The sequence below is a fragment of the Actinoplanes sp. NPDC023801 genome, assembly GCF_040639655.1.
In the GTDB taxonomy this organism is placed as follows: Bacteria; Actinomycetota; Actinomycetes; order Mycobacteriales; family Micromonosporaceae; genus Actinoplanes.
The window spans coordinates 470893-494628 of record NZ_JBFAAI010000001.1; the positions used below are offsets into that span (position 1 = coordinate 470893).

19 protein-coding genes are annotated in these 23736 nt (G+C 69.3%); 10 read left to right on the plus strand and 9 right to left on the minus strand.

Translation table 11 applies throughout. The features are described 5' to 3' along the window. The first annotated feature begins 85 nt into the window (after nt 1–85). Nucleotides 86–1087 carry a UDP-glucose 4-epimerase GalE gene (galE, locus tag AB0G04_RS02260; RefSeq protein WP_360974930.1) on the plus strand — a complete coding sequence of 334 codons (1002 nt, stop codon included), beginning with the start codon at nt 86–88 and terminating at the stop codon, nt 1085–1087. Between the two features lie 108 nt (nt 1088–1195). Further along, on the plus strand, nt 1196–1882 hold the full coding sequence (locus AB0G04_RS02265; protein ID WP_360974933.1) for a GPP34 family phosphoprotein: 687 nt from the start codon (nt 1196–1198) through the stop codon (nt 1880–1882). Nucleotides 1883–1925: 43 nt separating this feature from the next. On the opposite strand, the gene AB0G04_RS02270 is transcribed toward AB0G04_RS02265, so the two are convergent. Further along, entirely contained in the window at nt 1926–3566 is a 1641-nt protein-coding gene (locus tag AB0G04_RS02270; RefSeq protein ID WP_360974936.1) for a phospho-sugar mutase, read from the minus strand. Nucleotides 3567–3589: 23 nt separating this feature from the next. After that, entirely contained in the window at nt 3590–5530 is a 1941-nt protein-coding gene (locus tag AB0G04_RS02275) for a serine/threonine-protein kinase (protein WP_360974939.1), read from the minus strand. Nucleotides 5531–5736: 206 nt separating this feature from the next. Between AB0G04_RS02275 and AB0G04_RS02280 the strand changes: the two genes are divergently transcribed. Together AB0G04_RS02280 and AB0G04_RS02285 are read left to right on the plus strand one after the other, a co-directional pair. Further along, the gene (locus AB0G04_RS02280; RefSeq protein WP_360974942.1) at nt 5737–7302 is read left to right on the plus strand and encodes an acyl-CoA mutase large subunit family protein; all 1566 of its coding nucleotides are present in this window, start codon (nt 5737–5739) and stop codon (nt 7300–7302) included. 215 nt (nt 7303–7517) lie between these two features. Then, nucleotides 7518–8774, plus strand: a complete 1257-nt coding sequence (locus AB0G04_RS02285; RefSeq protein ID WP_360974945.1) for an amidohydrolase — start codon at nt 7518–7520, stop codon at nt 8772–8774. A gap of 240 nt (nt 8775–9014) precedes the next feature. On the opposite strand, the gene AB0G04_RS02290 is transcribed toward AB0G04_RS02285, so the two are convergent. After that, on the minus strand, nt 9015–9950 hold the full coding sequence (locus AB0G04_RS02290; RefSeq protein WP_360974948.1) for a DUF4349 domain-containing protein: 936 nt from the start codon (nt 9948–9950) through the stop codon (nt 9015–9017). Between the two features lie 109 nt (nt 9951–10059). Between AB0G04_RS02290 and AB0G04_RS02295 the strand changes: the two genes are divergently transcribed. The 4 genes from AB0G04_RS02295 (at nt 10060) to AB0G04_RS02310 (ending at nt 13461) form a co-directional block, all read left to right on the plus strand. After that, nucleotides 10060–10692 (plus strand): MBL fold metallo-hydrolase, encoded by a 633-nt coding sequence (locus AB0G04_RS02295; RefSeq protein WP_360974951.1) that lies wholly within the window; start codon nt 10060–10062, stop codon nt 10690–10692. Between the two features lies 1 nt (nt 10693). Further along, entirely contained in the window at nt 10694–11626 is a 933-nt protein-coding gene (locus AB0G04_RS02300) for a hypothetical protein (protein ID WP_360974954.1), read from the plus strand. A gap of 90 nt (nt 11627–11716) precedes the next feature. Next, nucleotides 11717–12454 (plus strand): hypothetical protein, encoded by a 738-nt coding sequence (locus tag AB0G04_RS02305; RefSeq protein WP_360974957.1) that lies wholly within the window; start codon nt 11717–11719, stop codon nt 12452–12454. 41 nt (nt 12455–12495) lie between these two features. Next, entirely contained in the window at nt 12496–13461 is a 966-nt protein-coding gene (locus AB0G04_RS02310) for a GNAT family N-acetyltransferase (protein ID WP_360974960.1), read from the plus strand. 29 nt (nt 13462–13490) lie between these two features. Here AB0G04_RS02310 and AB0G04_RS02315 read toward each other — a convergent pair whose 3' ends face one another. Further along, the gene (locus tag AB0G04_RS02315; protein ID WP_360974963.1) at nt 13491–14660 is read right to left on the minus strand and encodes an acyltransferase; all 1170 of its coding nucleotides are present in this window, start codon (nt 14658–14660) and stop codon (nt 13491–13493) included. A gap of 143 nt (nt 14661–14803) precedes the next feature. After that, complete coding sequence (locus AB0G04_RS02320) at nt 14804–15265, minus strand: gamma-glutamylcyclotransferase (protein WP_360974966.1); 462 nt, start codon at nt 15263–15265, stop codon at nt 14804–14806. Between the two features lie 87 nt (nt 15266–15352). Between AB0G04_RS02320 and AB0G04_RS02325 the strand changes: the two genes are divergently transcribed. After that, nucleotides 15353–16753: an NAD(P)H-quinone dehydrogenase gene (locus AB0G04_RS02325; RefSeq protein ID WP_360974969.1), complete on the plus strand. Its 1401-nt coding sequence runs from the start codon at nt 15353–15355 to the stop codon at nt 16751–16753. Here AB0G04_RS02325 and AB0G04_RS02330 read toward each other — a convergent pair. From AB0G04_RS02330 to AB0G04_RS02340, 3 genes are all read right to left on the minus strand, one after another. Further along, nucleotides 16680–17363 (minus strand): DedA family protein, encoded by a 684-nt coding sequence (locus AB0G04_RS02330; protein ID WP_360974972.1) that lies wholly within the window; start codon nt 17361–17363, stop codon nt 16680–16682. The genes AB0G04_RS02325 and AB0G04_RS02330 overlap by 74 nt on opposite strands. Before the next feature lie 300 nt (nt 17364–17663). Next, nucleotides 17664–19409, minus strand: a complete 1746-nt coding sequence (locus AB0G04_RS02335; protein WP_360974975.1) for a biotin carboxylase N-terminal domain-containing protein — start codon at nt 19407–19409, stop codon at nt 17664–17666. Between the two features lie 262 nt (nt 19410–19671). Beyond that, the gene (locus tag AB0G04_RS02340) at nt 19672–20286 is read right to left on the minus strand and encodes a Maf family protein (protein ID WP_360974978.1); all 615 of its coding nucleotides are present in this window, start codon (nt 20284–20286) and stop codon (nt 19672–19674) included. A 229-nt stretch (nt 20287–20515) separates the two neighbouring features. On the opposite strand from AB0G04_RS02340, the gene AB0G04_RS02345 reads away from it, so the two are divergent. Further along, nucleotides 20516–21046, plus strand: coding sequence for a signal peptidase II (locus AB0G04_RS02345; RefSeq protein ID WP_360974981.1), 531 nt, complete (start codon nt 20516–20518; stop codon nt 21044–21046). Between the two features lie 285 nt (nt 21047–21331). Here the strand turns inward: AB0G04_RS02345 and AB0G04_RS02350 are convergent, their stop codons facing one another. Further along, a complete protein-coding gene (locus AB0G04_RS02350) occupies nt 21332–22462 on the minus strand; it encodes a S8 family serine peptidase (protein ID WP_360974984.1) in 1131 nt (376 codons plus the stop codon). Between the last annotated feature and the right edge of the window lie 1274 nt (nt 22463–23736).

The following is a 23736-nucleotide window of genomic DNA, read 5'->3' on the forward strand; positions in this document are numbered from 1 at the left end:
ACCGGCGTAGGTCACCGGGGTTGCCCGGGACGGTCATCGGAGTCGGCTAGCCTGTCACGGATTTTCGTGACCAGGGAGGACGTTCGTGAAGGTTCTGATCGCGGGTGGCGCGGGGTTCATCGGCAGCACGATCGCGTCCTGTCTCCTCGATGCCGGCCACGAGCCGGTCATCCTCGACAATCTCGTCACCGGCCGCCGCGAGTTCTGCGAGGGCCGGTCGTTCTATGAGGGTGATATCGCCGACAGTGCGGTCCTCGACCGGATCTTCGAGGACCACCCGGACATCAGCGCGGTCGTGCACTGCGCCGCGCTGATCGTCGTGCCCGAGTCGGTGGAGCGCCCGATCCACTACTACCGGGAGAACGTCGCCAAGACCCTGGAATTCGTGGACCGCCTGATCGCCAAGGGTGTCACCCGGCTGCTGTTCAGCTCGTCGGCCTCGATCTACCAGCCCGGCGAGGACTTCACCGTCGATGAGGGTTCGAACCTCACCGCCCTCAGCCCGTACGCGCGGACCAAGCTGATCGTCGAGCAGATGCTCTCCGACATCACCGCGGCCACCCCGCTGCGGGTGCTGTCGCTGCGCTACTTCAACCCGATCGGTTCCGACCCGAAGATGCGGACCGGCCTGCAGCTGCGGTCGCCCAGCCACGCGCTGGGCAAGCTGATCGAGGTCTACCGGGAGGGCCGGCCGTTCCCGGTGACCGGCATCGACTACCCGACCCGGGACGGCTCCGGGATCCGCGACTACGTGCACGTCTGGGACCTGGCCGGCGCCCACCTGCGGGCGCTCGAGGAGTTCGACGCGCTGCCGTTCGAGCAGGGCTCGCTGGCGATCAACCTGGGCACCGGCACGGGCACCACGGTGCTGGAGTTCGTCGAGGCGTTCAACGAGGTCGCCGACCGCCCGGTGGAGATCGAGCGGGCCCCGCGCCGCCCCGGCGACTCGGCCGGCGCCTACACCCGCAGCAGCCGGGCAGCCGACCTGCTGGGCTGGCGGGCCGAGCACTCGGTGGCGGACGGCATCCGCGATTCGCTCGCCTGGTTCGCCCACCGGGAAAGGATCCTGCCGGATCTCGCCCGTTAGTTTCTCAACCGGCGGCAACGGCTGAGTGCGCCCGGATCGTAGGACCGTCCCGGATCTGACCGACCTGGGGATCGGACCGGATGACCCGGGCCACTATCGTTGCCATACATGACCCCCATCCCGCTCGCCGAGGAACTTCTGCTCCTCGCGTATGACGACCAGACCGGAAAGGCCACGGGCTCCCGCATCGGGCTCGACCTGGGCATGGCCGCCGCGGTGCTGATCGACCTCGCACTGGCCAACCGGGTCGCCTACGCGGCCGACGGCCACCTGACGGTCGTCGACGCCACCCCGCTCGGGGACCCGGTCGCCGACGCGGTGCTGAAGAAGGTGGCGACCGAGGAGCCGCACACGCCCGCCCAGTGGCTGCAGCGCCTCCGGCACCGGCTGCGCATCCGGGTTCTGGAGGACCTGTGCGCGCGGGGCGTCGTGCAGGACGTGGACGAGACCCAGCTCGGCGTCATCCACGTGCACCGCTACCCGACCACGGACCCGGCGTACGAGGCCGAGATCCGCGCCCGGCTGGCCGCCGCCCTGATCGGCAACACCCTGCCCGACGAGCGGACGGCCGCCCTGGCCACGCTGCTCGTCGCGGCCCGGATGGAGCCGGCCCTGAAGCTCCCGGCCGACGAGATCGACCGGGCGCACGAGCGGCTCGCCGAGATCGCCAGCAACGCCGGCTTCGTCGGTGACGTCACCCTGGAGGACTCCATCGTGCGGCCCAGCGTCGCGCTGGTGGTGGCCACCCTGGGCAAGGCGATCCAGGCCGCGCTCGGGACTCCCAAGCCGATCTGATCTGTCCTCCCGGGGCTTCACGCCGAAGCCCCGGGACGGTCCACTACACGCCGAGCGTTGCCGCGATCTCGGCGCGCAGCGCCCGCAACTCGGTTGCGGCACGTGCCCTGGCGGTCGCCGGGTCGCCCTCGACGACCACTTCGAGGTACGCCTTGAGCTTCGGCTCGGTGCCCGAGGGCCGGATGACGACCCGGGTCGTGGCGGTCCGGAAGGTCAGCACGTCGTTCTCCGGCAACAGGTCTGCCACCTCGGTCACCGGTGCGCCGAGCAGCGTGGCCGGCGGGTTGCGGCGGGCCCTGGACATCGCCCGCCCGATCTCGGCCAGATCGTCGACGCGGACCGACAGCTGATCGGTGGCGTGCAGGCCGAACTCGGCGGCCAGTTCGTCCAGACGGTCTGCGAGGGTGCGGCCCTCCGCCTTCAGCCCGGCGGCCAGCTCGGCGACCGTCAGCGCGGCGGTCACCCCGTCCTTGTCGCGGACCATCGCCGGGGCCACGCAGTAGCCGAGCGCCTCCTCGTAACCGAACGCCAGGTCCTCGGCGGCGCGCACGATCCACTTGAAGCCGGTCAGCGTCTCCGCGTAGGGCACCCCGCGGGCCGCCGCCAGGCGACCCAGCAGCGACGACGAGACGATCGTGGTGGCGTACAGGCCGGGGACACCACGGCGGATCAGGTGATCGGCGAGCAGGACACCCAGCTCGTCACCGCGCAGCGGGCGCCAGCCGTCGCCGGCCGGGATCGCGACGGCACAGCGGTCGGCGTCCGGGTCGTTGGCGATCGCCAGATCCGCGCCGGTTCCCGCGGCGAGCGCCAGCAGCAGGTCCATCGCGCCGGGCTCCTCCGGGTTGGGGAACGCCACGGTCGGAAACGCCGGGTCGGGTTCGGCCTGCTCCGCGACCACCTCGAGCGGCGGGAAGCCGGCGGCGGCGAACGCGGCGGCCACGGTGGAACCACCAACACCGTGCAGGGGGGTGTACGCGATGGCCAGGTCACGCGGGCCGTTCTCGGAGAGGACGGCGGCGGCGCTCCGGACGTACCCCTGGAGGATCTCGTCGCCGAGGACCGTGCCCGGCCCGCCGAGCCGCACCGCATCGACCCTGCGCACCGCCCGGATGGCCGCCTCGATACCGGCGTCGGCCGGTGGCACGATCTGTGCCCCGGTGCCCGCCGGACCGCCCAGGCCGGCGCCCAGATAGACCTTGTAGCCGTTGTCCTGCGGAGGGTTGTGACTCGCGGTGACCATGACTCCGGCGACCGCTCCGAGCGCCCGCACCGCGTAGGCCAGCACCGGCGTCGGCAGCGGCCCCGGCAGGAGCAGCGCCTCCCGGCCGGTCCCGGTGGCGACTTCGGCGGTCCGTTCGGCGAACTCCCGGGAGCCGTGACGGGCGTCGTATCCGATCACCAGCGGCCCCTCGCCGCCCTGAGCGTCGAGCCAGCCGGTCAGACCGGCCGCGGCGCGGGTCACCACCGCGAGGTTCATGCCGTTCGGCCCGGCGCGCAGCCGGCCTCGCAGGCCCGCGGTGCCGAAGGTGAGGGGCCCGGAGAACCGATCGCTCAGCTCGGCCGCGGTCTCCGGTAAGCCGTCGAGGACCGCGCGCAACTCGGCCCGGCTCGCCGGATCGGGATCGTCGGCGAGCCAGGCCTCGGCCCGGGCGATCAGATCAACATCAACTTGTGGTGCCATCAGGGATTGATAGCACAGCTCCGTCACAGGCTGAGCTGGAACGTCTCCGCCATGTGGTCGTAGTACTTCCGGTAGTCGGCGAACTTCGCGTCCGTCGTGGTGAGGTAGAACGAGTACATCTTGTTGTTGACCAGGGTCATCCGCCAGATGCCGTGACGCATCTGGTCGCCCTCGCCGCAGGTGTACTCGAACTCGGCACCCGGGTTGCCGGAGATCGTCACGTCCTTGGTGCCGACCGGCTGGAACGGATCGGGGCAGGTCTTGCCCTTCTTCAGTCCGGCCGGCGCGGTCTGGGTGACGAACTTGTTCGGCGTGACCTTGCCCGACTCGACCAGGATGCGCACCTTGGTGGTCTTGTCCTGAGGGTCGATGTACTCCACGTAGACGCCGCCGGCGGCGCGGGTCCAGCCGGCCGGCACCTTCACGCTGATCGCGTCGTTGCCCTCGTAGTCCTGCGTCGGGAAGTCGGCGGCGGCGGCCGTGCTCTGCTGCGGGGCCGCGGTCACCGGCGGCGTCCCGGTCTCGTCCGTGCCGCTCATGGCGAAGACCAGGACCAGCACCAGCACCACCGCGGCGGCCGCGCCACCGGAGATCAGCTGCTTGTTGCGCGGCCACGACTTGAACGTGGTGACGGCTCGGCCGGTGGTCTCCTTGGCGGTGCCGACGACCTTGTCGATCGTGGCGCGCCGCTTGGCGGCCGGGCTCATCACCACGGTGCCCGGACGGGCGCCACCGGCCTGCTGGGCCCACGCGTCCCGCGGGGGGATGACGCTCGTCGTGTCGCCGCCGGCCCGGCCACCGTCGGGCAGCTTGTGGGCCGGCATCGCCCCGGTGGGCATGATCGCGCCCGGGCTCTGCTGCGGGACGGGCGGTTCGGGGGCCCGACGGCGGCCGCCGCCCGTGTTCTGCTGCTCCAGTTTCGCCAGGTGGTCGGTGAGCGACTCACCGGGCGCCAGCATCGCGCGGCCGCCGATCTGACCGGTCGGCTGCGGCGGGATCGGCTGGGTGGCGGCGGGAGCCGGGCTGGTCGGGCGCGGCGACGGCACCACCGAGTAGGGGTCGGTCATCATGTGCGGCGGGTTCTTGCTCGCCAGCGGGCCGGCCAGCTGCTGCCGCAGGATGGTGCGGGCGGTCTGCACGTCCATCCGCTGCGCCGGGTTCTTCTCCAGCAGACCCATCAGCACCGGGGCCAGCGAACCGGCCCGGACCACCGGGGCGGGCGGGTCCTCGACGACCGAGTGCATCGTCTCGATCGGGTCGCCCTTGTCGAACGGCGGGCGGCCCTCGATCGCGGTGTACAACGTGACGCCCAGCGAGAACAGGTCGCTCGGCGGGCCGAAGTCGTGGCCCATGGCCCGCTCCGGCGAGATGAAGTGCGGCGAGCCCAGCACCATGCCGGGCGTGGTCAGCTGCACGTCGGTGGGCATCCGGGCGACGCCGAAGTCGGTCAGGACGCAGCGCCCGTCACCGCAGATCAGCACGTTTGCCGGTTTCACGTCGCGGTGCAGGACACCGTGCGCGTGGGCCACCTCGAGGGCGCCCAGCAGCGCGATACCGATCTTCGCCACCACCCGCGGGGAGACCGGGCCGTCCTCGATCACCATGTCGGCGAGGCTGCGCGCGTCCAGCAGCTCCATCACGATCCACGGCCGGCCGTTCTCGTGCACGACGTCGTAGACCTGCACCACGGCCGGGTGCTGCAGGGCGGCCGCGGCCCGGGCCTCGCGCATGGTCCGCTCATACATCGCGTCCCGGTCGCTCGGTGCCAGACCCGGCGGAAGGATGACCTCCTTGATCGCCACGTCGCGGCGCAGCAGCGTGTCCGCCGCGCGCCACACCGTTCCCATGCCGCCGTGACCCACCGCGGCGCGCAGGGTGTACCGCCCGCCGATGAGCGTGCCCGGGGCGGCGCGTCCGCTGGGGGGAGCCGCGTTACCACCGCTCCAGGTCGGAGATTGAGTCACTGAGGATGCCGCCCGGGGGGTATAGGGGCTGTCGACCAACCCCGCTATCTTGCCTGCCGCCACCCCCCGAATGAAAGTCGCTACGTCACTGTTAACGACACTTCGACGCTCTGTGATGGCCGAGTGGCCGAGGGTGGGTCGGCCGGGAACGCAGGGTGGCAAATTCCTCACGGTCGGACGCCTTAACGAGTCTTAGGATCAGCCCTGTGAACGCAGAGTCGGGGTTCCCCATCAAGCCGGTGTACGGCCCTGCTGACGTGCCCCCGGGCGTCGGAGCCGAAGAGCCGGGTGAATATCCGTACACCCGTGGCGTCTATCCGACGATGTACACCAAACGGCCGTGGACCATGCGGCAGTACGCCGGTTTCGGCACCGCCGCCGAGTCGAACGCCCGCTACCACCAGTTGCTCGCGGCCGGGACGATGGGCCTGTCGGTGGCCTTCGATCTGCCCACCCAGATGGGCTACGACTCGGACGACGCGATCGCGCACGGCGAGGTCGGCAAGGTCGGCGTGGCGATCGACTCGATCGACGACATGCGGCAGCTGTTCGACGGCATCCCGCTGGACCAGGTGTCCACGTCGATGACGATCAACGCACCCGGGTCGGTGCTGCTGCTGCTGTACCAGCTGGTGGCCGAGGAGCAGGGCGTTCCCGGATCGAAACTTTCGGGCACGATCCAGAACGACATCCTGAAGGAGTACATCGCCCGCGGGACCTACATCTTCCCGCCGAAGCCGTCGCTGCGGCTGGTGGCCGACACCTTCGCCTACTGCAGGACCGAGATCCCGAAGTGGAACACCATCTCGATCTCCGGGTACCACATGGCCGAGGCCGGCGCCTCGCCCGCGCAGGAGATAGCGTTCACCCTGGCCAACGGCATCGAGTACGTTCGCGCCGCGATCGCCGCCGGCCTGGCCGTCGACGACTTCGCGCCCCGGCTGTCGTTCTTCTTCGTGGCCCGCACCACCCTGCTCGAGGAAATCGCCAAGTTCCGGGCCGCGCGGCGGATGTGGGCGCGGATCATGCGCGACGAGTTCGGCGCGAAGGACCCGAAGTCGCTGATGCTGCGGTTCCACACCCAGACCGCCGGCGTGCAGCTCACCGCGCAGCAGCCCGAGGTCAACCTGATCCGGGTGGCGATCCAGGCGCTCGGCGCGATCGCCGGTGGCACCCAGTCGCTGCACACCAACTCGTACGACGAGGCGCTCGCGCTGCCCACCGAGAAGTCGGCCCGGCTCGCGCTGCGGACCCAGCAGGTGCTCGCCTACGAGAGCGGCCTGACCGGCACCGTGGACCCGTTCGCCGGGTCGTACGCGGTGGAGGCGCTGACCGACGCCGTCGAGCGGGAGGCGACCGCGCTGATCGATCGGGTCTTCGAGTACGGCTCCGCCGTCGACGCGATCGAACAGGGCTTCCAGAAGGGCGAGATCGAGGCGTCCGCGTACCGGATCGCCACCGAGATCGACGCCGGGGAGCGCGTGGTCGTGGGCGTGAACCGGTTCACCGCCGAGTCCGAGGAGAGGTACGAGCCGCTGCGCGTCGACCCGGCGATCGAGGCCGCGCAGGTGGCCCGCCTGGTGAAGCTCCGGGCCGACCGGGACGGCGCCGCTGTTCAGGACGCATTGAAAGATCTCGCGAAGGCCGCCGCCGGAAGTGTGAACGTCCTACCGTTGATGAAAGAGGCCTTGCGCCTCCGTGCCACGGTGGGGGAGGTGTGTCACACCCTCCGCGGGGTATGGGGCGTGCACCGCCCCGTGGAACGGTTCTGAGCTGCTCGACGTACTCGTAGTGTGTCGCGTCACCTCCGCGATCCACTACCCGTTGAGGGGTTGGCGGGCCGGGACGACCTCCCGTGTGCCCGCCCGACCTCGGCCGGGGCGTGAGCACCTCTTTACGCGACCGTTACACAGCGTCACGACAAACGGGACTAGGCTGTCGCGCGTTGCGTAAACCGACGAAATTCGAGAGTGATACGGAAGCCGACGTGACTGCAGCTCTGGAGGCGCCCGAGGGCGTCGATACGGCGTGGCCCGGGCAACTGCCCGGCACCGATCCCCTTCCCGGCCGGCTCGACCGCTGGCTCGCTGCCAGGGGCGCAGAGCTCGTAGCCATTCGCCGGCACATTCACGCGCACCCCGAGCCGTCACACTCCGAGTTCGAGACCGCGGCCCTGATCGCCCGGGAACTGTCCGTCGCCGGTCTCCACCCTCGGATGATGCCGCGCGGTAACGGTGTGATCTGCGACGTCGGTGAGGGTGAGCGCACCATCGCGTTCCGTGCCGACATCGACTCGCTGCCGTTGCAGGATCTCAAGGACGTGCCGTACCGCAGCACCGTCGACGGTCAGGCGCACGCTTGCGGCCACGACGTGCACACCACCATCGTGCTCGGTCTCGGCATGGCCCTGGCCCAGCTCAACGAGCAGGGGCTATTGCCCGGCCGGGTCCGGCTGATCTTCCAGCCGGCCGAGGAGGCGATGCCGTCCGGCGCACCCGAGGTGATCGCCGCCGGCGGGCTCAAGGACGTCGACGCGATCTATGCGCTGCACTGCTACCCGCAGCTGCCGGTCGGCCTGGTCGGCGTGCGGTCCGGACCGTTCACGGCGGCCGCCGACGCCGTCGAGGTCAAGCTCACCGGACCGGGCGGGCACACCGCGCGGCCGCACCTGACCGCCGACCTGGTGCACGCGCTCGGTCGTGTCATCGTCGACGTGCCGGCCCTGCTCAGCCGGCGGATGGACCCGCGTGCCGGGCTCTCCCTGGTGTGGGGGTCGGTGCACGCCGGGCAGGCGTTCAACGCCATCCCCGGGGCCGGCGAGGTCCGGGGCACCGTCCGCGTGCTCAGCCGGGAGGCCTGGCGAGACGCTCCCGATCTGATCACCCGGCTGATCCGCGAGGTGGTCGCGCCGACCGGCGCGGAGGTCGACGTCAACTACATCCGCGGCGTCCCGCCGGTGATCAACGACCGGATGGCGTCCGCGATCATCGCCGGCGCCGCCGGGGCCGCCCTCGGTGCCGACCGGGTGGTCGAGGCCGAGCTCAGCATGGGTGGCGAGGACTTCTCCTACTACCTGGAGCACGTGCCCGGCGCGATGATCCGGCTCGGCACCGGCCGGCCGGGCGCCGACGTCCGCCACGACCTGCACCAGGGCGACTTCGACGTGGACGAGCGCTGCATCGGCCACGGTGTGCGGGTGATGACCCACACCGCCCTGGCGGCCCTGTCCACAGGCGCGTTCTGACCGTCTTCCCCCGGCTGGCCCTCACCGCTGTCTCAGCACGCTGAGACAGCGGTAGGTGCCAGCCGGGTTTTATGGCTGTGCGTTGTCGCTGTCTCAGGGGCTGTGAGACAGCGGTGGGGGCCAGCCGGTTGCGACCGCATACGCCCGGCGGCCGCGTTGCGGCCTTGTGCCGGGCGAACCTCGCGTCCCATGCCACGAGACGGGCCGGTTGCGGTTGGTGACGTCTTGTTCCGTACGAGATCAGTTGGTGGAAGTGGGAGCCTCGGCAGCCGCCGGGACCACCACCGGGGTGTTGCGGCGGCGGTGACGGCGCAGGAAGTGGATGATCGCCCACGCCGGGACGCCGAGCGCGATGATCCAGGGCAGCAGCGCCCCCAGCACGGTGAGCAGCACACCGAGCGACGCGACCAGCGCGTTCCAGCCGTTGGAGAGCCCGGCCAGGAAGCCCGCCGGGTCGTCGTCGTCCACCGGGGTGGCGGACGGGTCGAGCAGCACCACCGTGATCGTGGACAGTGCCGTGAGGTCGGACAGCCGCCGCTTCTTGCCCTCGAGCGAGGCCAGATCGGACTCCCGCGAGGCCACCTCGCGCTCCAGCATCACCAGGTCCTCCAGCGACTTCGCCTGGGCGAGCAGCCGCTTGCCGCTCTCCAGCCGGGCCTTCTGCACCTCGATCCGGGCGTCCAGATCGACGACCTGCTCGGTGACGTCCTCGGTGTTGATGCCGCGGTTCTCCTCGTCGCCGAGGCCGGCCAGCTGGTCCACCACCGAGGTGAACTTGTCGGCCGGAATACGCAGCTTGATCGTGGCGGTGTCCGAACCGGATCCGCTGTGTCGTTCGTCACCACCGACGAAGCCGCCGGAGCCGGTCGCGATGCCGGTGACCTTGGCGGCGGACGCGTTGACGTCCTCCACCCGGATCGTGATCGACCCGGTGTAGATGATCGACCGCTGATCGATCTGCAGGTTCGGCGCCTCCGCCGCGGTGTCCTTGGCCTCTGCCGGTGCGGCCTCCGCCCCCGCGCCGGCCTTCTGGTCAAAGGCTTCGCCGCCGGCGGCCGCCCCCTGTGGGGCCCGGGCCGGTGCCTCCGCGCTGTTGGCCTGGTCGGACGAGTCAGCGCCGCAGCCGGCGAGCAGGAGGCCCGCCAGCAGCGCCGCGATCATTCCAGGTTTTCTCATGGCAGCTCCGATCTCACGTCTTCACTGACCGGTGGGACGTGCGGCATGCACGTCCCGGTTCCGGCAGACTGCGAGATGAGTGGTCACAGATCAGTAGCGGAGGGGTCCCGTGCGCGTCACGAAGTTCACCCATTCATGCCTGCGCGTCGAAGGGGCCGGAGTACTCGTCGTAGATCCTGGTGAATTCTCCGAAGCGTCCGCATTGGACGGCGCGGATGCGGTGCTCATCACCCACGAGCACTTCGACCACCTGGACGTCGCGGCCGTGACGGCGGCCGTCGCCCGGCGGCCGGACCTGCGGATCTTCGCGCACGAGGCGGTGCTGGCGCTGCTCGGCGACGTGGCCGGGGCGACCACCGCGGTCAAGGCCGGGCAGGAGTTCGAGGCGGCCGGTCACCGGGTACGGGCCTTCGGCGGGCAACACGCGATCATCCATCCGTACGTGCCGGTCTTCGCGAACCTGGGATTCCTGATCGATGACGGCGCGACCAACCTGTACCACCCGGGTGACTCGTTCGTGGCGCCGGACGTCGAGGTGGAGACGCTGTTCGTACCGCTGAACGCGCCGTGGGCGACGATCGCCGAGTCGCTCGAGTTCGTCCGCGGCGTCCGGCCGGGGCGGGCCTTCGCGCTGCACGACGGTCTGGTCAACGAGCGCGGGGCGGACGTTTACGGCAAGCACCTGGAAAGCTTCTCCGAGACCAGGTTCCAGCAGGTCGCGCCGGGCAGCGTGCTGGACTGACGTGCTCGCCATCGACGTCGTGGTACGGCGGCTGTACGAGGCAGCGCCGGACGGATTCGTCGCGACCCGGGCCGCCGCGATCGACGATGCCCGCCGGGCCGGCGACCGGGAGGCGGCCAAACGGCTCGCCGCGCTGAAGAAACCCACCGTAGCGGCCTGGGTGGTGAACCTGGTGGCGCTGCGCCGCCCCGAGCTGCTCGACGAGCTGATGGAGCTCTCGACGGCTCTGCGGGCCGCCCAGCGCGAACTCCAGGGCGACCAGCTGCGGCAACTGTCGACGCAGCGGCGGCAGTTCGTCTCGTCGCTCGTCGCTGCCGCCCGCCGGCTGGCCGTCGAGTCCGGGACGCAAGCCGGGAAACTGCCGCTCGGCGACGTCGAGGCGACGTTCACGGCGGCGCTTGCCGATCCGGAGATCGCCGCGCAGGTGCGATCCGGGCGGCTGATCCGGGCGGTCAGCTACGCCGGGTTCGGTGAGGTGCCGAAACCTCGGTTGCGCCTGGTCACCGACGACTACCGCACCGATGAGCCGGCCGGCCCGGCGGACCCGGACGATTCGCCCGGCCGTCCGGATCCGGCCGCGGCCCGAGAGTCCGACCGTCCGGACCCGGCCGCGGCCCGGGAGCAGGCCGCGGCCGAACAGCGGCGCCGTGAGCTCGAACGGCGACGGCGGGAGCTGGACCGCGAACTCAGCGCCGCCAGGGCCGACGAGCGCCGCGCCGACGGCCGGCTGGAACGGGCCGAGGAGGCCGAGCGGGACGCCGGCCACCTGGTCGAGGACCTCGACGCCGAACTGGCCGAGCTGGAACGGCGGCGCACCGAGGCGGTGGCCGACGTGGCGCGGCGCAAGGCGGCCCGCCGTGCCGCCGAGCGGGAGGCCGCAGCGGCCCGCCGCCGGGTGGGCGACGTGCAGGCGGCTCTCGACGACCTGACCTGACCCGCTGACCTGACCCGGTCGCGCAGGGAGCGTTCTCTTCGGACTGTCCGGAGATTTTCTTTAGACGGTTCGGGGGAGCAGAATCGGGCGGTGACCCCCGAACAGGCCGCCGCCAACGCTCGCACGGGACTCGCCTCTATTCTCCGGGCCTTCTCGGAGTCGCCGCGCACGCTGCAGGGCGCCCGCCTGCTGGGTCTCTCCGGCTGGGCTTACCACGTCTCGGCCCGGGCCGGGGCGCTCGGCGAGGTGCGGTCCGAGACGGTGGCGGCGGTGCTGGCCTTCATCGCGCCGGAGGCGGTCACCGACGGCTGGGAGGCGGCGGTGAAGGCGTCCGCCCCGAGTGAGGTCGCCAAATGGCACCTGGGCGAGCTGTGCAAGTGGGGTGCCGACCAGCTCGGCGGGTTCCCCCGGCTGGGCCGGCTGCTCGACCTGGCCGGCCGGGTGGTCGACCGGGTGGACACCGCGGGCCTGCCACTGTTCGCGGCCTGGCGGGCCATGCCGGCGCCGGACGTCACTCCCGGCGCCCGGGCCGCGGTGCTGCTGCACCTGCTGCACGAGCACCGGCTCGGCGTGCACGTCCTGGCGGTCCGGGCCGGCGGGCTCACCCCGCTGGAGGCGATCATCGCGGGCCCGGAGGGCGAGACCGGTGCCGTCGCGCTCGGCTGGCAGGCGCCCTACCCGCCGGCCGGTCCGCTGGTCCGGCGGTTGATCTGGGCCGACGCGGTGGCCGACTCCCTGGCCGGACAGGCGTACGCGGCCCTCGACCAAGCCGAACGCGTCGAGTTCACCGGCCTGCTGGAGTCGCTGGGACACCGCCTGACTCGCTGAAATCGGTTGGCAGCATGCCCCGGGCATGTTGCGATGCCCGCATGACGGAACTTCCCCTCGGCTGGACGACGCGCCGGCCCACCCTTGACGACGTGCCCGCGATCCTCGAGCTGGTGCACGCCAGTGACATCGCCGCGGTGGGGGAGCCCGACTTCACCAGCGACGAGGTTCGTGAGGAGCTCACGAACCCCAACACCGACATGTCGCGTGACTGCTGGCTCGCCATCGACGACTCCGGCAAGATCGTCGGCTGGGCCTATCCGGGCAACTCGACCGGCGGCACGCGGGACTTCGTCAACGTGTACTTCTGGCCCGGCAGCGGCCTGCCCGCCCTGAAACCGCTGCTCGAGCTGATCATGGCCCGCATGGTGGAGCGGGCCGCCGAACTCGGCCACCAGACCTACGAGGTCCGTTCCGGGGCGATCCCCGGCGAGACCGAGCTGATCGAGGCGCTGACCGGCGCCGGCTTCGTCTTCCTCAAGCAGTTCGCCCGCATGAACATGTCCCTCGACGGCGTCTCCCCGGTCGCGCCCGAGCCGCCGGCCGGGATCACGGTCCGTCCGGTCCGTCAGGACGACGAGGCCGAACTGCGGGGCTTCCATGCGGTGATCGAGGAGGCCTTCGCCGACTCCGATCACGAGGTCATCCCGTTCGACGGCTGGCGCGAGCAGGTCGCCAAGGCACCCACCCCGTTCGACGAGTGGTTCGTCGCCGAGGCGGACGGGCAGATCGTCGGCGCACTCGAGTCCACCGACGGCGGCGAGGAGACCGACGAGGGATGGGTGAAGCGTCTGGGCGTGCTCCGGGCGTACCGCAAGAGGGGTGTCGGTGAGGCGTTGCTGCGCCGTGCCTTCGCCACCTACGCCGCCAAGGGCCGTCCGAAGGCGGGGCTCGGCGTCGACCTGGCCAACCCGACCGACGCCGCCAGCCTCTACTTGAAGGTCGGGATGGAGGCTCTCTACCGGGCCAACATCTACCGCACCACGGTGGAAGCGGCCGGCGCCTGAGCTGTCGCCCTCCGGCGCCGGCCGCCGGGTCACACCGACGCGGGCTGCGTCTGCGTCTCGGGGGCGGGACGCGGGGCCGGTGGCAGCGCACTGCCACCGGTCTCTCCGCTGCGGTTCAGCCACCGCTTCGGGGTGTGCTTGCGCCACCACCTCTCGGCTGGTTCCTCCACGAAGTGGAAGAGCGCCCAGCAGAGCGCGTTGATCACCACTGCCATGCCGATCAGGGTGAAGATCACCGCGTTGTTGTCCGGCATCCGGCCGAACTCGTAGGTCGCCAGCCGGCTGATCGAGTGATGGACCAGGTAGAAGCTGTACGACCACAGGCCCAGCATGATCAGCAGCTTGTTGTTCAGCACGCCGCGATGCCCGTTGATCTCCCGCTGCACGAACGACAGCATGATCAGCGCCGAGAGGATCCCGACGACCGGCCGCATCGCGAACTCCATCTGGTGCTCGACGAAGTCGGAGAAGTCCCACCGCTCCTGGAAGTACAGGTACGTCCAGAGGCCCAGGCCGGCGATCGGGACGATCGGGCGTAGCGGCAGGCGCCAGCCGCGCTTCAGGGCCATCGCCACGGTCATGCCGAGCAGGAACTCCGGCAGGTACACGAGCGGGTGACGCATCACCCAGCGGGCCATCGCCGGTTCGAGGTTCGCGTCGGCGATCCAGTTCACCGCGTACATCCCGAAGAGGGCGATGCCGGTGGTCACGGCCAGCCAGCGGGTCCGCATCCGGACCGCGATCCGGGCGGCCAGCGGGAACAGTGCGTAGAAGAGCAGCTCGACGCTCAGCGTCCAGGTCACCGGGTTGCCCGGCAGGGTCGGTTCGACGCCCGGGAACCAGGCCTGCACCAGGAACACCGACGCGATCACGCTGGGCCAGTCGATCTCCTGCTTCGCCGCGATGTAGAACGCGTAGATCGCCAGCGGCAGCACCACCAGGTGCACCGGCCAGATCCGGCCGATCCGGCGCCAGTAGAACACCATCGGGTGCTCACGGGGCTTGAACACCCACATCATCAGAAACCCGGACAGCACGAAGAAGAACGTGACACCGTGCCCGCCGATCCCCGAGAAGGGGAACAGTGCCGGTGACCGTCCGAACCCGGTCTTGCCGCCGAGGCCGGTGAAGTGGTGCGCGAACACTGCGAAGGCCGCGAAGAACCGCAGGCTCGTCAGGGAGTCCAGTCGCTTCGGCATCACAGCCGCCTCGACCCGGAGGCCGTTCTTGAGCATATGTATGGGATCGACTTCTGCGAGATGGCGGAAGGGTGACGGAAGTGCGAACAGTAGTACAACCGTCGATTGAGCGGTAGGCGAGAACGTCTCGCCTGCTCAGCCGCCTAGATCTCGGGAGAAGCCGTTCCGGTGGGCCGGCTCCGCAGATCGGCGACGTAGTCGTCCGGTGCACCGGCTTTCTCGGCCGCGTTCGCGATCTCCGACAGGTACCAGGCGGTCGGCAGGCCACCCTCGTAGCCGGTGAAGACGTACACCCATGCGGGTACGTCACCGTCGAGCGTCGATACACGGACCGTTACCTTCTGGTACGCCCCCGCAGTCACGCCCTCGACCTCGTCGAGCTGTGCGGCGTCCCATGGGTGGACGTCGTAGAGCGAGACGAAGACCCGGTCACCCGGTGACTCCACGATTGTCGTAACCGCCCCCTCCCAGCCGATTTCTCCCTCACCGGCGAAGGTGAGGCGCCAGCCTTCCACCCACCCCACGCCAACCATCGGCGAGTGGGGGCAGTAGGCCAGCATGCGGGCCGGATCCATGTTCGAGCCATACGCGGCGTAGTGACGCACGGCGACGACGATAGTCGTAGTGAGCGGTGGTGAGAATATGAGGAGTGCGTGTCGGCACGTCTAATGGTTTTTGGAGGTCGGTTTGTCGTGAGTCGGATCGTGATCATCGGTGGGGGACCGGGCGGGTACGAAGCAGCTCTGGTCGCTGCCCAGCTCGGGGCGGACGTCACACTCGTCGAGGCGGAGGGTCCGGGCGGCGCGTGCGTGCTCACCGACTGCGTACCGTCCAAGACCTTCATCGCGAGTTCCGAGGTGATGACCGGATACCGCCACGAGGAGCGGTTCGGCATCCGGACCTCAGGCCTGGCCGGGGTCAGCGTCGACGCGAAAGCGGTAAACGAACGGGTCAAGAAACTCGCCCTCGCCCAGTCCGGTGACATCCAGACCAAACTGATCAAGGCCGGGGTGAACGTGGTCCACGGCCGGGCCAGGCTCGGTGAGGACCGCCTCGGCCACACCCACCAGGTGCTGATCACCCCGCACGGCGGGGACACCTACCCGATCGAGGCCAGCACCGTCCTGCTGGCCACCGGGGCCACCCCGCGGGTGCTGCCCACGGCCCGGCCGGACGGCGAGCGGATCCTCGACTGGCGGCAGGTGTGGGACCTGGAGGAGCTGCCCAGCCACCTGGTGGTGATCGGCTCCGGTGTGACCGGCGCCGAATTCGCCAGCGCCTACCTGGCGATGGGCGTGAAGGTGACGCTCATCTCCAGCCGGGAACGGGTCATGCCGCACGAGGACGCCGACGCCGCCATGGCGATCGAGCGGGTCTTCCGCGAGCGGGGCATGACGATCCACAGCCAGTCACGCGGTGACTCGGTCGTCAACACCGGCGACGGGGTGCTGGTCACCCTCTCCGACGGGCGGACCGTCGAGGGGTCGCACTGCCTCATGGCGGTCGGGGCCATTCCCAACACGTCCGAGCTGGGCCTGCGGGAGTACGGCGTGGACATCTCCGACGGCGGCTACGTGACCGTGGACCGCGTGTCGCGTACCAACGTGCCGGGAATCTACGCCGCCGGCGACTGCACCGGCGTCCTGCCGCTCGCCAGCGTCGCGGCCATGCAGGGCCGGATCGCGATCTGGCACGCCATGGGCGAGGCCGTCGCCCCGCTTCGGCTGCGGACCGTCTCGGCGAACGTCTTCACCGACCCGGAACTGGCCACCGTCGGCGTGTCGCAGAACGAGGTCGACTCCGGCCGGTTCCCGGCTCGCCAGGTCATGCTGCCGCTCACCGGTAACGCGCGGGCCAAGATGTCCGGGCTGCAGGACGGGTTCGTGAAGCTCTTCTGCCGGCCGGCTACCGGTCAGATCGTCGGTGGTGTGGTGGTGGCACCGAAGGCCAGCGAGCTGATCCTGCCGATCACCATGGCGATCGAGAACAACCTGACCGTCGATCAGCTGGCCCACACCATCACGATCTACCCGTCACTCTCCGGGTCGATCGCGGAGGCGGCGCGTCAGCTGATGCAGCGCGAGATCCAGTAACGGAGTCGCCGCCGCCGAAGAACGCGAGGATCCAGCCGGCTGTGCCGAAGATCACGGCGGCGACGGCGGCAAGGGCGAAGACCTGCCAGGCGGACTGGGTGATCGCGGTACCCCCGAGGTGCCCGACCAGTCCGCCGTAGGCAGCCCAGCCCAGCGCGGCCGCGCCGTCGTACCCGACGAAACTGCGGATCGGGTAACCGGTGCGGCCGGCGTTGTAACCGGACGCCATCCGGCCACCCGGGACGAACCGGCAGAGCAGCATCACCAGCGGCCCCGGCCGTCGCAGCCCACGGGTGAAACGCTCGGCCGCACGCCTGGCGCGCGACTCGTGCTCCTCGCCGTGCGGCGCGAACCGGGCCGCAAACGAACCCAGCCGGTCGCCGGTCGAACGGCCCAGCACGAAGGCGATGCTGTCCCCCGCGAACATGCCGATCGAGCCGACCGCGATCACCAGACCCAGGTCAAGAGCGCCGTACACCGTCAGCGCCCCGGACGTGATCATGATCGCCTGGGTCGGCACCACCGGCACCAGCGCGTCGACGGCGAGGAACGCGAAAAGGGCGAAGTAGGCCCATGCCGGTGTCGCCAGCATGGTCAGCAATTCGGTCATCGGTGGGGCCACCTCGCGCTTCAGGACTCCCGGCATTCTGCGCCAGACAGGCTGAGAACGCGCTGTGTCCAGCATGAGCCCGCGGTGGCGGTTCCGCGGTGACGCGGGACACGCTACGGCCGGGCGCTACGAGGCGCTCCGCTTTTCGCCGGTTGCCGCTGCCGGGCGTACGGTTGGACCGGCCAGTGCCGGGCGACCGGCGCGCGGCCGCGGGCCGTCGGTAGGTCCCGTATCGACGGCCCGCCCCTCGCGGGTTGCGGAACGCCCGGGGCAGGCCCCGGGCGACGTGCCGTCACACGATCAGTTGATCTCGCAGAGGACGGTGCCGGCCGTGACGGTGGCACCCGGCTCGACGGACAGGCCCGCCACCGTGCCGGCCTTGTGCGCCTGAATCGGCTGCTCCATCTTCATCGCCTCGATCACCACGATCGTGTCACCCTCGGCGACCTCGTCACCGTTCTGCACCGCGACCTTGACGATCGTGCCCTGCATGGGGGCGGTCAGACCGCCCGTGGCCACCCTGGTCTGCGCCTTGCCTCCGGCGCGTGCCGGACTCCGCCTCGGGACGGCACTCGGAGCCGTACCGCCGGAAAGGTTTTTCGGAAGCCGGACCTCGATGCGCCGCCCGCCGACCTCGACCACGACGGTCTCGCGTTCTTCCTTCTCGCCGTCAGGCGCCGCAGGCGCCGCGAACGGCGGCACCTCGTTGGCCCACTCCGTCTCGATCCACCGGGTGTGCACCGTGAACGGCTCGCTGGTGAACGCCTCGTCCCGGATCACCGCGCGGTGGAAGGGCAGCACCGTGGCGATGCCCTCGATGACGGTCTCGTCGAGCACCCGCCGCGACCGCTCCAGAGCCTCCGCCCGGGTGGCGCCCGTCACAATGATCTTGGCGAGCATGGAGTCGAAGTTCCCGCCGATCACACCGCCGCTCTCGACACCCGAATCCACCCGCACCCCCGGCCCCGACGGCCAGGTCAACGCGGTCACCGTGCCCGGCGCCGGCAGGAAGTTACGTCCCGCGTCCTCCCCGTTGATCCGGAACTCGATGGCATGGCCGCGCGGCTCCGGATCCCCGGTGAGCTCCAGTTTCCTGCCCTCCGCGATCCGGAACTGCTCGCGCACCAGATCGATGCCGGTGGTCTCCTCGCTGACCGGGTGCTCCACCTGCAGACGGGTGTTCACCTCCAGGAACGAGATGGTCCCGTCCTGGCCCACCAGATACTCCACCGTGCCGGCACCGTGATAGCCGGCCTCCCGGCAGATCGCCTTCGCGCTCTCGTGGATCTTCTTACGCTGCTCGTCGCTCAGGAACGGCGCCGGAGCCTCCTCCACCAGCTTCTGGTGGCGGCGCTGCAGCGAACAGTCCCGCGTGCCGACGACCACCACGTTGCCGTGCGTGTCCGCCAGAACCTGCGCCTCCACATGCCGGGGCCGATCCAGATAGCGCTCCACGAAACACTCGCCACGCCCGAACGCGGCCACCGCCTCCCGCGTCGCACTCTCGAACAGCGCCGGAATCTCCTCGAGCGTCCGCGCCACCTTCAGCCCCCGGCCGCCACCACCGAACGCCGCCTTGATCGCCACGGGCAGGCCGTGCTCCTCAGCGAACGCCACGATCTCCGCCGCATCCGCCGCCGGATCAGCGGTCCCCGGCACCAGCGGCGCACCCGCACGCTGCGCGATGTGCCGCGCCGTCACCTTGTCACCGAGGTCCCGGATCGCCTGCGGCGAAGGACCGATCCAGGTCAGACCCGCATCGAGTACGGCCTGCGCGAACTCGGCGTTCTCCGACAGGAAGCCGTAGCCGGGATGAACCCCGTCGGCACCGCTCCGCTCAGCGACGCCGAGCAGCTTGTCGATGCGGAGATAGGTCTCGGCGGCGGTCTCACCGTCAAGCGCGTAAGCCTCGTCGGCCAGGCGCGCATGCGGCGCGTCCCGGTCACTGTCGGCATAGACGGCGACGCTCGTGAGGCCGGCGTCCTTGCAGGCCCGGATGACCCGGAGGGCGATCTCGCCACGGTTGGCGATCAATATCTTCCGCACGGCTATGAGCCTAACGGTTCCTCAGGTGGTTCCGAACCGGTGAATCCGCACTGTTCCGGATCGTTCTCCGCAATCGGCCCGGTGGACGGCAAGTTAATCCCGGTTCGCGGGTGTCGGCCGGCCGGCGGCCACTCCGCGTCGTCACTCCCGCCGGCGCCGTAGCGTGCCGATCTCCGGCCGCGGGCCGGTGTGGCCGGGTGCCTGCGTCGCGGGGTGCTGCGGGCCGGTCTGGCCGGGTCCCTGCGCGGCTGAGCGTTGCGGGTCAGTGCCGCCAGAGGGAGGTGATCGGAATGTTCATGTCGGCGAGCAGGCGCCGCAACAGCGGGAGCGACAGGCCGATGACGTTCCCCGGATCCCCTTCGATGCGCTCCACGAACGCGCCACCCCGCCCGTCCAGCGTGAACGCCCCCGCCACCTGCAACGGCTCACCCGACGCGACATAGGCCTCGATCTCGGCGTCCGTCACATCGGCGAAATGCACCGTAGTGGTGCCCACCGCCTCCGCCTGCAGCCCGCTGACCAGCCCTGTCAGGTGATGCCCGGTGTGCAGCACACCCGACTTGCCCCGCATCGCAGTCCAGCGCTTCACCGCCTCGTCAGCGTCCGCCGGCTTGCCGAACACCTCACCCTCGAACGCCAGCACCGAATCACATCCCAGCACCAGCGCCCCCGGATCGGCCGGCAGATCAGCCGCCACGGTCCGCGCCTTCATCCGAGCCAGAGCAAGGCTGGTCGTATACGCGTCCTCGGCCTCGACGACACTCTCGTCCACACCGCTGACAATGACCTCGGCGTCGATACCAGCCCCCGTGAGCAGCGCCCGCCGCGCAGGGCTGGCGGAGGCGAGGATCAGGCGATACGAGATGTCGGTCTGCACGACAAACGAGCCTACAAGCCCCACGGATGTAAAACCGTGAGCAAGCGGCGTGTTTCAACCGCGATCTCCGTCGAACCGCCTGTTCGCGCCCATAACCGACCGCTGGCCTGCCCTTAACGCGGCTGCCGGTGGTCGGCCGCTCAGCAGGTTCTGTCGCGGGTCGCGTTCAGTGCCCGTTTCTGCTTCATGATCGGGTGAACTCATTTACCGCGGCCTCTAGACTGCGCCGGTGGAGGATAGCGAGACGCGTTATACCCGTGCTCGGTTGTGGCTGGTGGTCGTGCTGGCCGGTGCCGTGGTCGTCATCGACCAGTTGACCAAGCTCTGGGCGGTGTCGGCGCTCGCCGGGCGGGCCCCTGTCACCGTTGTCGGTGAACTGATCCAGCTGCGCCTCACGTACAACGCCGGTGCCGCGTTCTCCTTCGCCGAACGGTTCACCTGGGTTCTCACCATCATCACCGCCGCCGCGGTGGTCAGCATCGGCATCATCGCTGTCCGAGCCAGGTCGCGTGCCTGGATGGTGGCGTTGGGCCTGATCCTCGGCGGAGCTGCCACACATCTGCTCGACCGCCTTTTCCGTCAGCCCGGGCCGGCGCGCGGCCATGTCGTCGACTTCATCGACTACTTCGGCTTCTTCGTCGGCAACGTCGCGGACATCTCTCTCGTGGTCGGTGTCGCTCTGGCCATGTTGCTCCAACTGCGCGGAGTGAGCCTGTCCGGCGCCGCCGAGCCCGCCGGGGTAAGACCAGCCGCCGGGTGAGTGAGATTCGCCCGTGATTGACCGTGGTGCCGTCGTCTTGTGGTTAGGAACGGCGTGACGGTGACGCCCACCTGGGCAATGTCGGTGGGCATGCCTTCGACCCGCGTCGAATCAGCTGCCACGCCTTGCAACCGTCGCTGAGCAGCCCGGTCCTTGACGGGAAATCACAGTCTCGGCAGTTCCCGCCGCAATTCACGGCGAACCGACCCGTCCAGTTCTGTTGCAGCCGGAAGCGGAAGCCCACGGACGTGAGCGTGATGTTGCCCGACGTGGGTGTGGTGCTGGCTAGGCGGACGGCGCCGGCGGCTCGGCTCGCCGCCGTCGGCGTACCAGCAAAGCGAGAACCGTTCCTAGGGCGATGACCGCAGCCCCGACTCCGGCAACCACAGGCACCACCGAACCGGCGGATTCCGGCTTGGGCGAAGCACCCGCCGAAGTCCCTGTCCCCGCCGGGACCGAAGGCCCCGCCGCCGACGAAGCGCCACCAGTGGGAGAAGAGGAGCCCGAACCGGTGCCGGCAGACGGGCTGAGCGGAGGAACATCGGCCGTCAGGGCTTTGACGATGTCAAGTACGCCATATCCGCACTGGTCGTCCCGCCCGGGCGGCCCGTTGTCCCTGGCTGTGGCCGTAAGTCGATGAATTACCTCAGGAGCTGAAAGGTTGGGGAACTTGGCCCGCACAAGCGCAGCCGCCCCCGAAACTATCGCCGTAGCCTGTGAAGTTCCGTCACCTTTTTCGTATTTGTTTCGTTGAAAAGTCATTACTATATTTACGCCCGGCGCGCAAATGTCAACCTCAGGCCCGGTGATCGAGAACTCGGCGTGTCTGCCATCTCGATCCGTAGCGCCTACCGCTAGGACCTCTGGAATCGCCGCTGGATAGGCTATCTGTAGGGCGTCAGATTCGTTGCCGACTGCAGCCACAACTACAGCATCCATGCGATTCGCTGTCGATATTGCCTCATTCAAAGCTCTTCCGCGTGGGGCGGCAACGGATACGTTGATTACCTTTGCTCCGTTTGTGGCCGCCCACTCGATCCCAGAAGTGACCCCGGTGCCGTCGTCTCCGGTGCCAACAGACTTTATTGGCATGAGGCGAGCAGCCGGTGCTATTCCAAGTACACCGCTATTCCCGCTGTGTCCATGCCCTGCGATTAATCCAGCCATCTTCGTGCCATGGCCAAGTCTGTCGTCGACCTGACCGGATCCGTCGCCGCCGGGAACCGTGTCTTTTCCCGGGTTCAAGTTTTTGGCAAGATCAATATGAGGAGTGACGCCGCTATCGACTAGAGCAACCGTTACGCCACCGCCCTTAGTCATCCGGTGGGCGTTTCCAACTTTGAGATAACCGGAGAACCATTGCATGTCTCTGACTTGGTCTGCATGTGCTGGAGCACAAGGCGCAAGGAGAATCATGGTGGCGGCACTACTGAAGAGCGTAATACTTATTTTGGCCCTCACCTATCGGCCGCCGAGGGTAGGGCCAGGGTCAATCCTTTGTTCTGGATGCGGAAGCAAGACCGGGTCTGTCCCGCTTTCCGTTTCCCACGGGTTATCGGGATCCCAGCGGGGTGATTGTGTGTCCTCATCGCCTCGCTGGCCGGGCCGGCGTCCAGGAGGAGTTACCGCACCCTGCCCGATCATCCCGCCAAGTGAATTAACACGCTGCGTGCCTCGAGCTCCGGCGTTCAACTGTCCTGCTCGGCCTGACGGCGAGCCGCCCATAGGCGGAGTTGCTCCGATTACTCCTCCGTGTAGAGGAGAGCTTCCCCGTGCACCGGGTGTGGAGGGAGGGGCGCTGAAGGGAGTGCCGCCGACGGGGCTGCCGTTCGGCGAAAAGTTGCGCGGGAGCGTACCCGTGGGCGAACTTTGCGTCGGAGTGAAGTTAGGTGCGTCGCCTAAGCCAGGGGTGGGCGAGACAGTGGTAGGTGTGGTCGGAGTGGTAGGCGGAGGATTCAGGGGCGGTTTTGTCCCGCCGAGGATGGGGCCCTCTGCGGGCTTCCGGGAAGGTGGCCGCTGATCGGTATTTCCACCGTTAGGTGTGGTGGTAATCCTTCGTGAATCCGGATTGGGAAGGCTGGGTTTCGATGATCTAGCGGAGCTCACACTCCGCCCAGAGGCAGCGGGCATAACTGGAGGGAGACCTCCACTGCCACCTAACCCGAGAGGGTCGCTAGAGTCATCCATTCTGTTGATGGGGACATACGGCTTGGGCGCGGTGAGGGACATCTGGGCCGTGGCGAGTTCGGCGCTGAGGCCCGTCATCAAGTCCGCAGCCTGCAGACGCAGTTGCTCCTGGCGTCCATCCGCGACCGGGGACGGCGGAGGAGGCGGTGCCATCGCCTTCCCGTAGGCGCGCGGCCGTTCCCGCATCTCCTCCGCGTACTTCGTAAGCGCGTCGGTGTTGGCCGCGTGTTCCTTCGCGATGGTCTCCAGCCGCCGTTTGGCGTCGTCGACCGCTGCGAGGGCTGTGGAGTATGCGCTGTAGTTCGAGATCGCGGCCTCGTACGTCTCGGTGAGGCTCTCGATCAGTTGGTCAAGGCGCTCGACGTATGCCCGGGATGCCTTGCTGCGCTCCGGCGGCCAAGCGGTGATCAGCTTTTCCTTGTACGTCTCGACCTGGGTCCGGTGCATCAGAACCAGCTCGTACGACTGTCGCCATCCCTTGAGCGCCTTCTGATGCTGTCCGC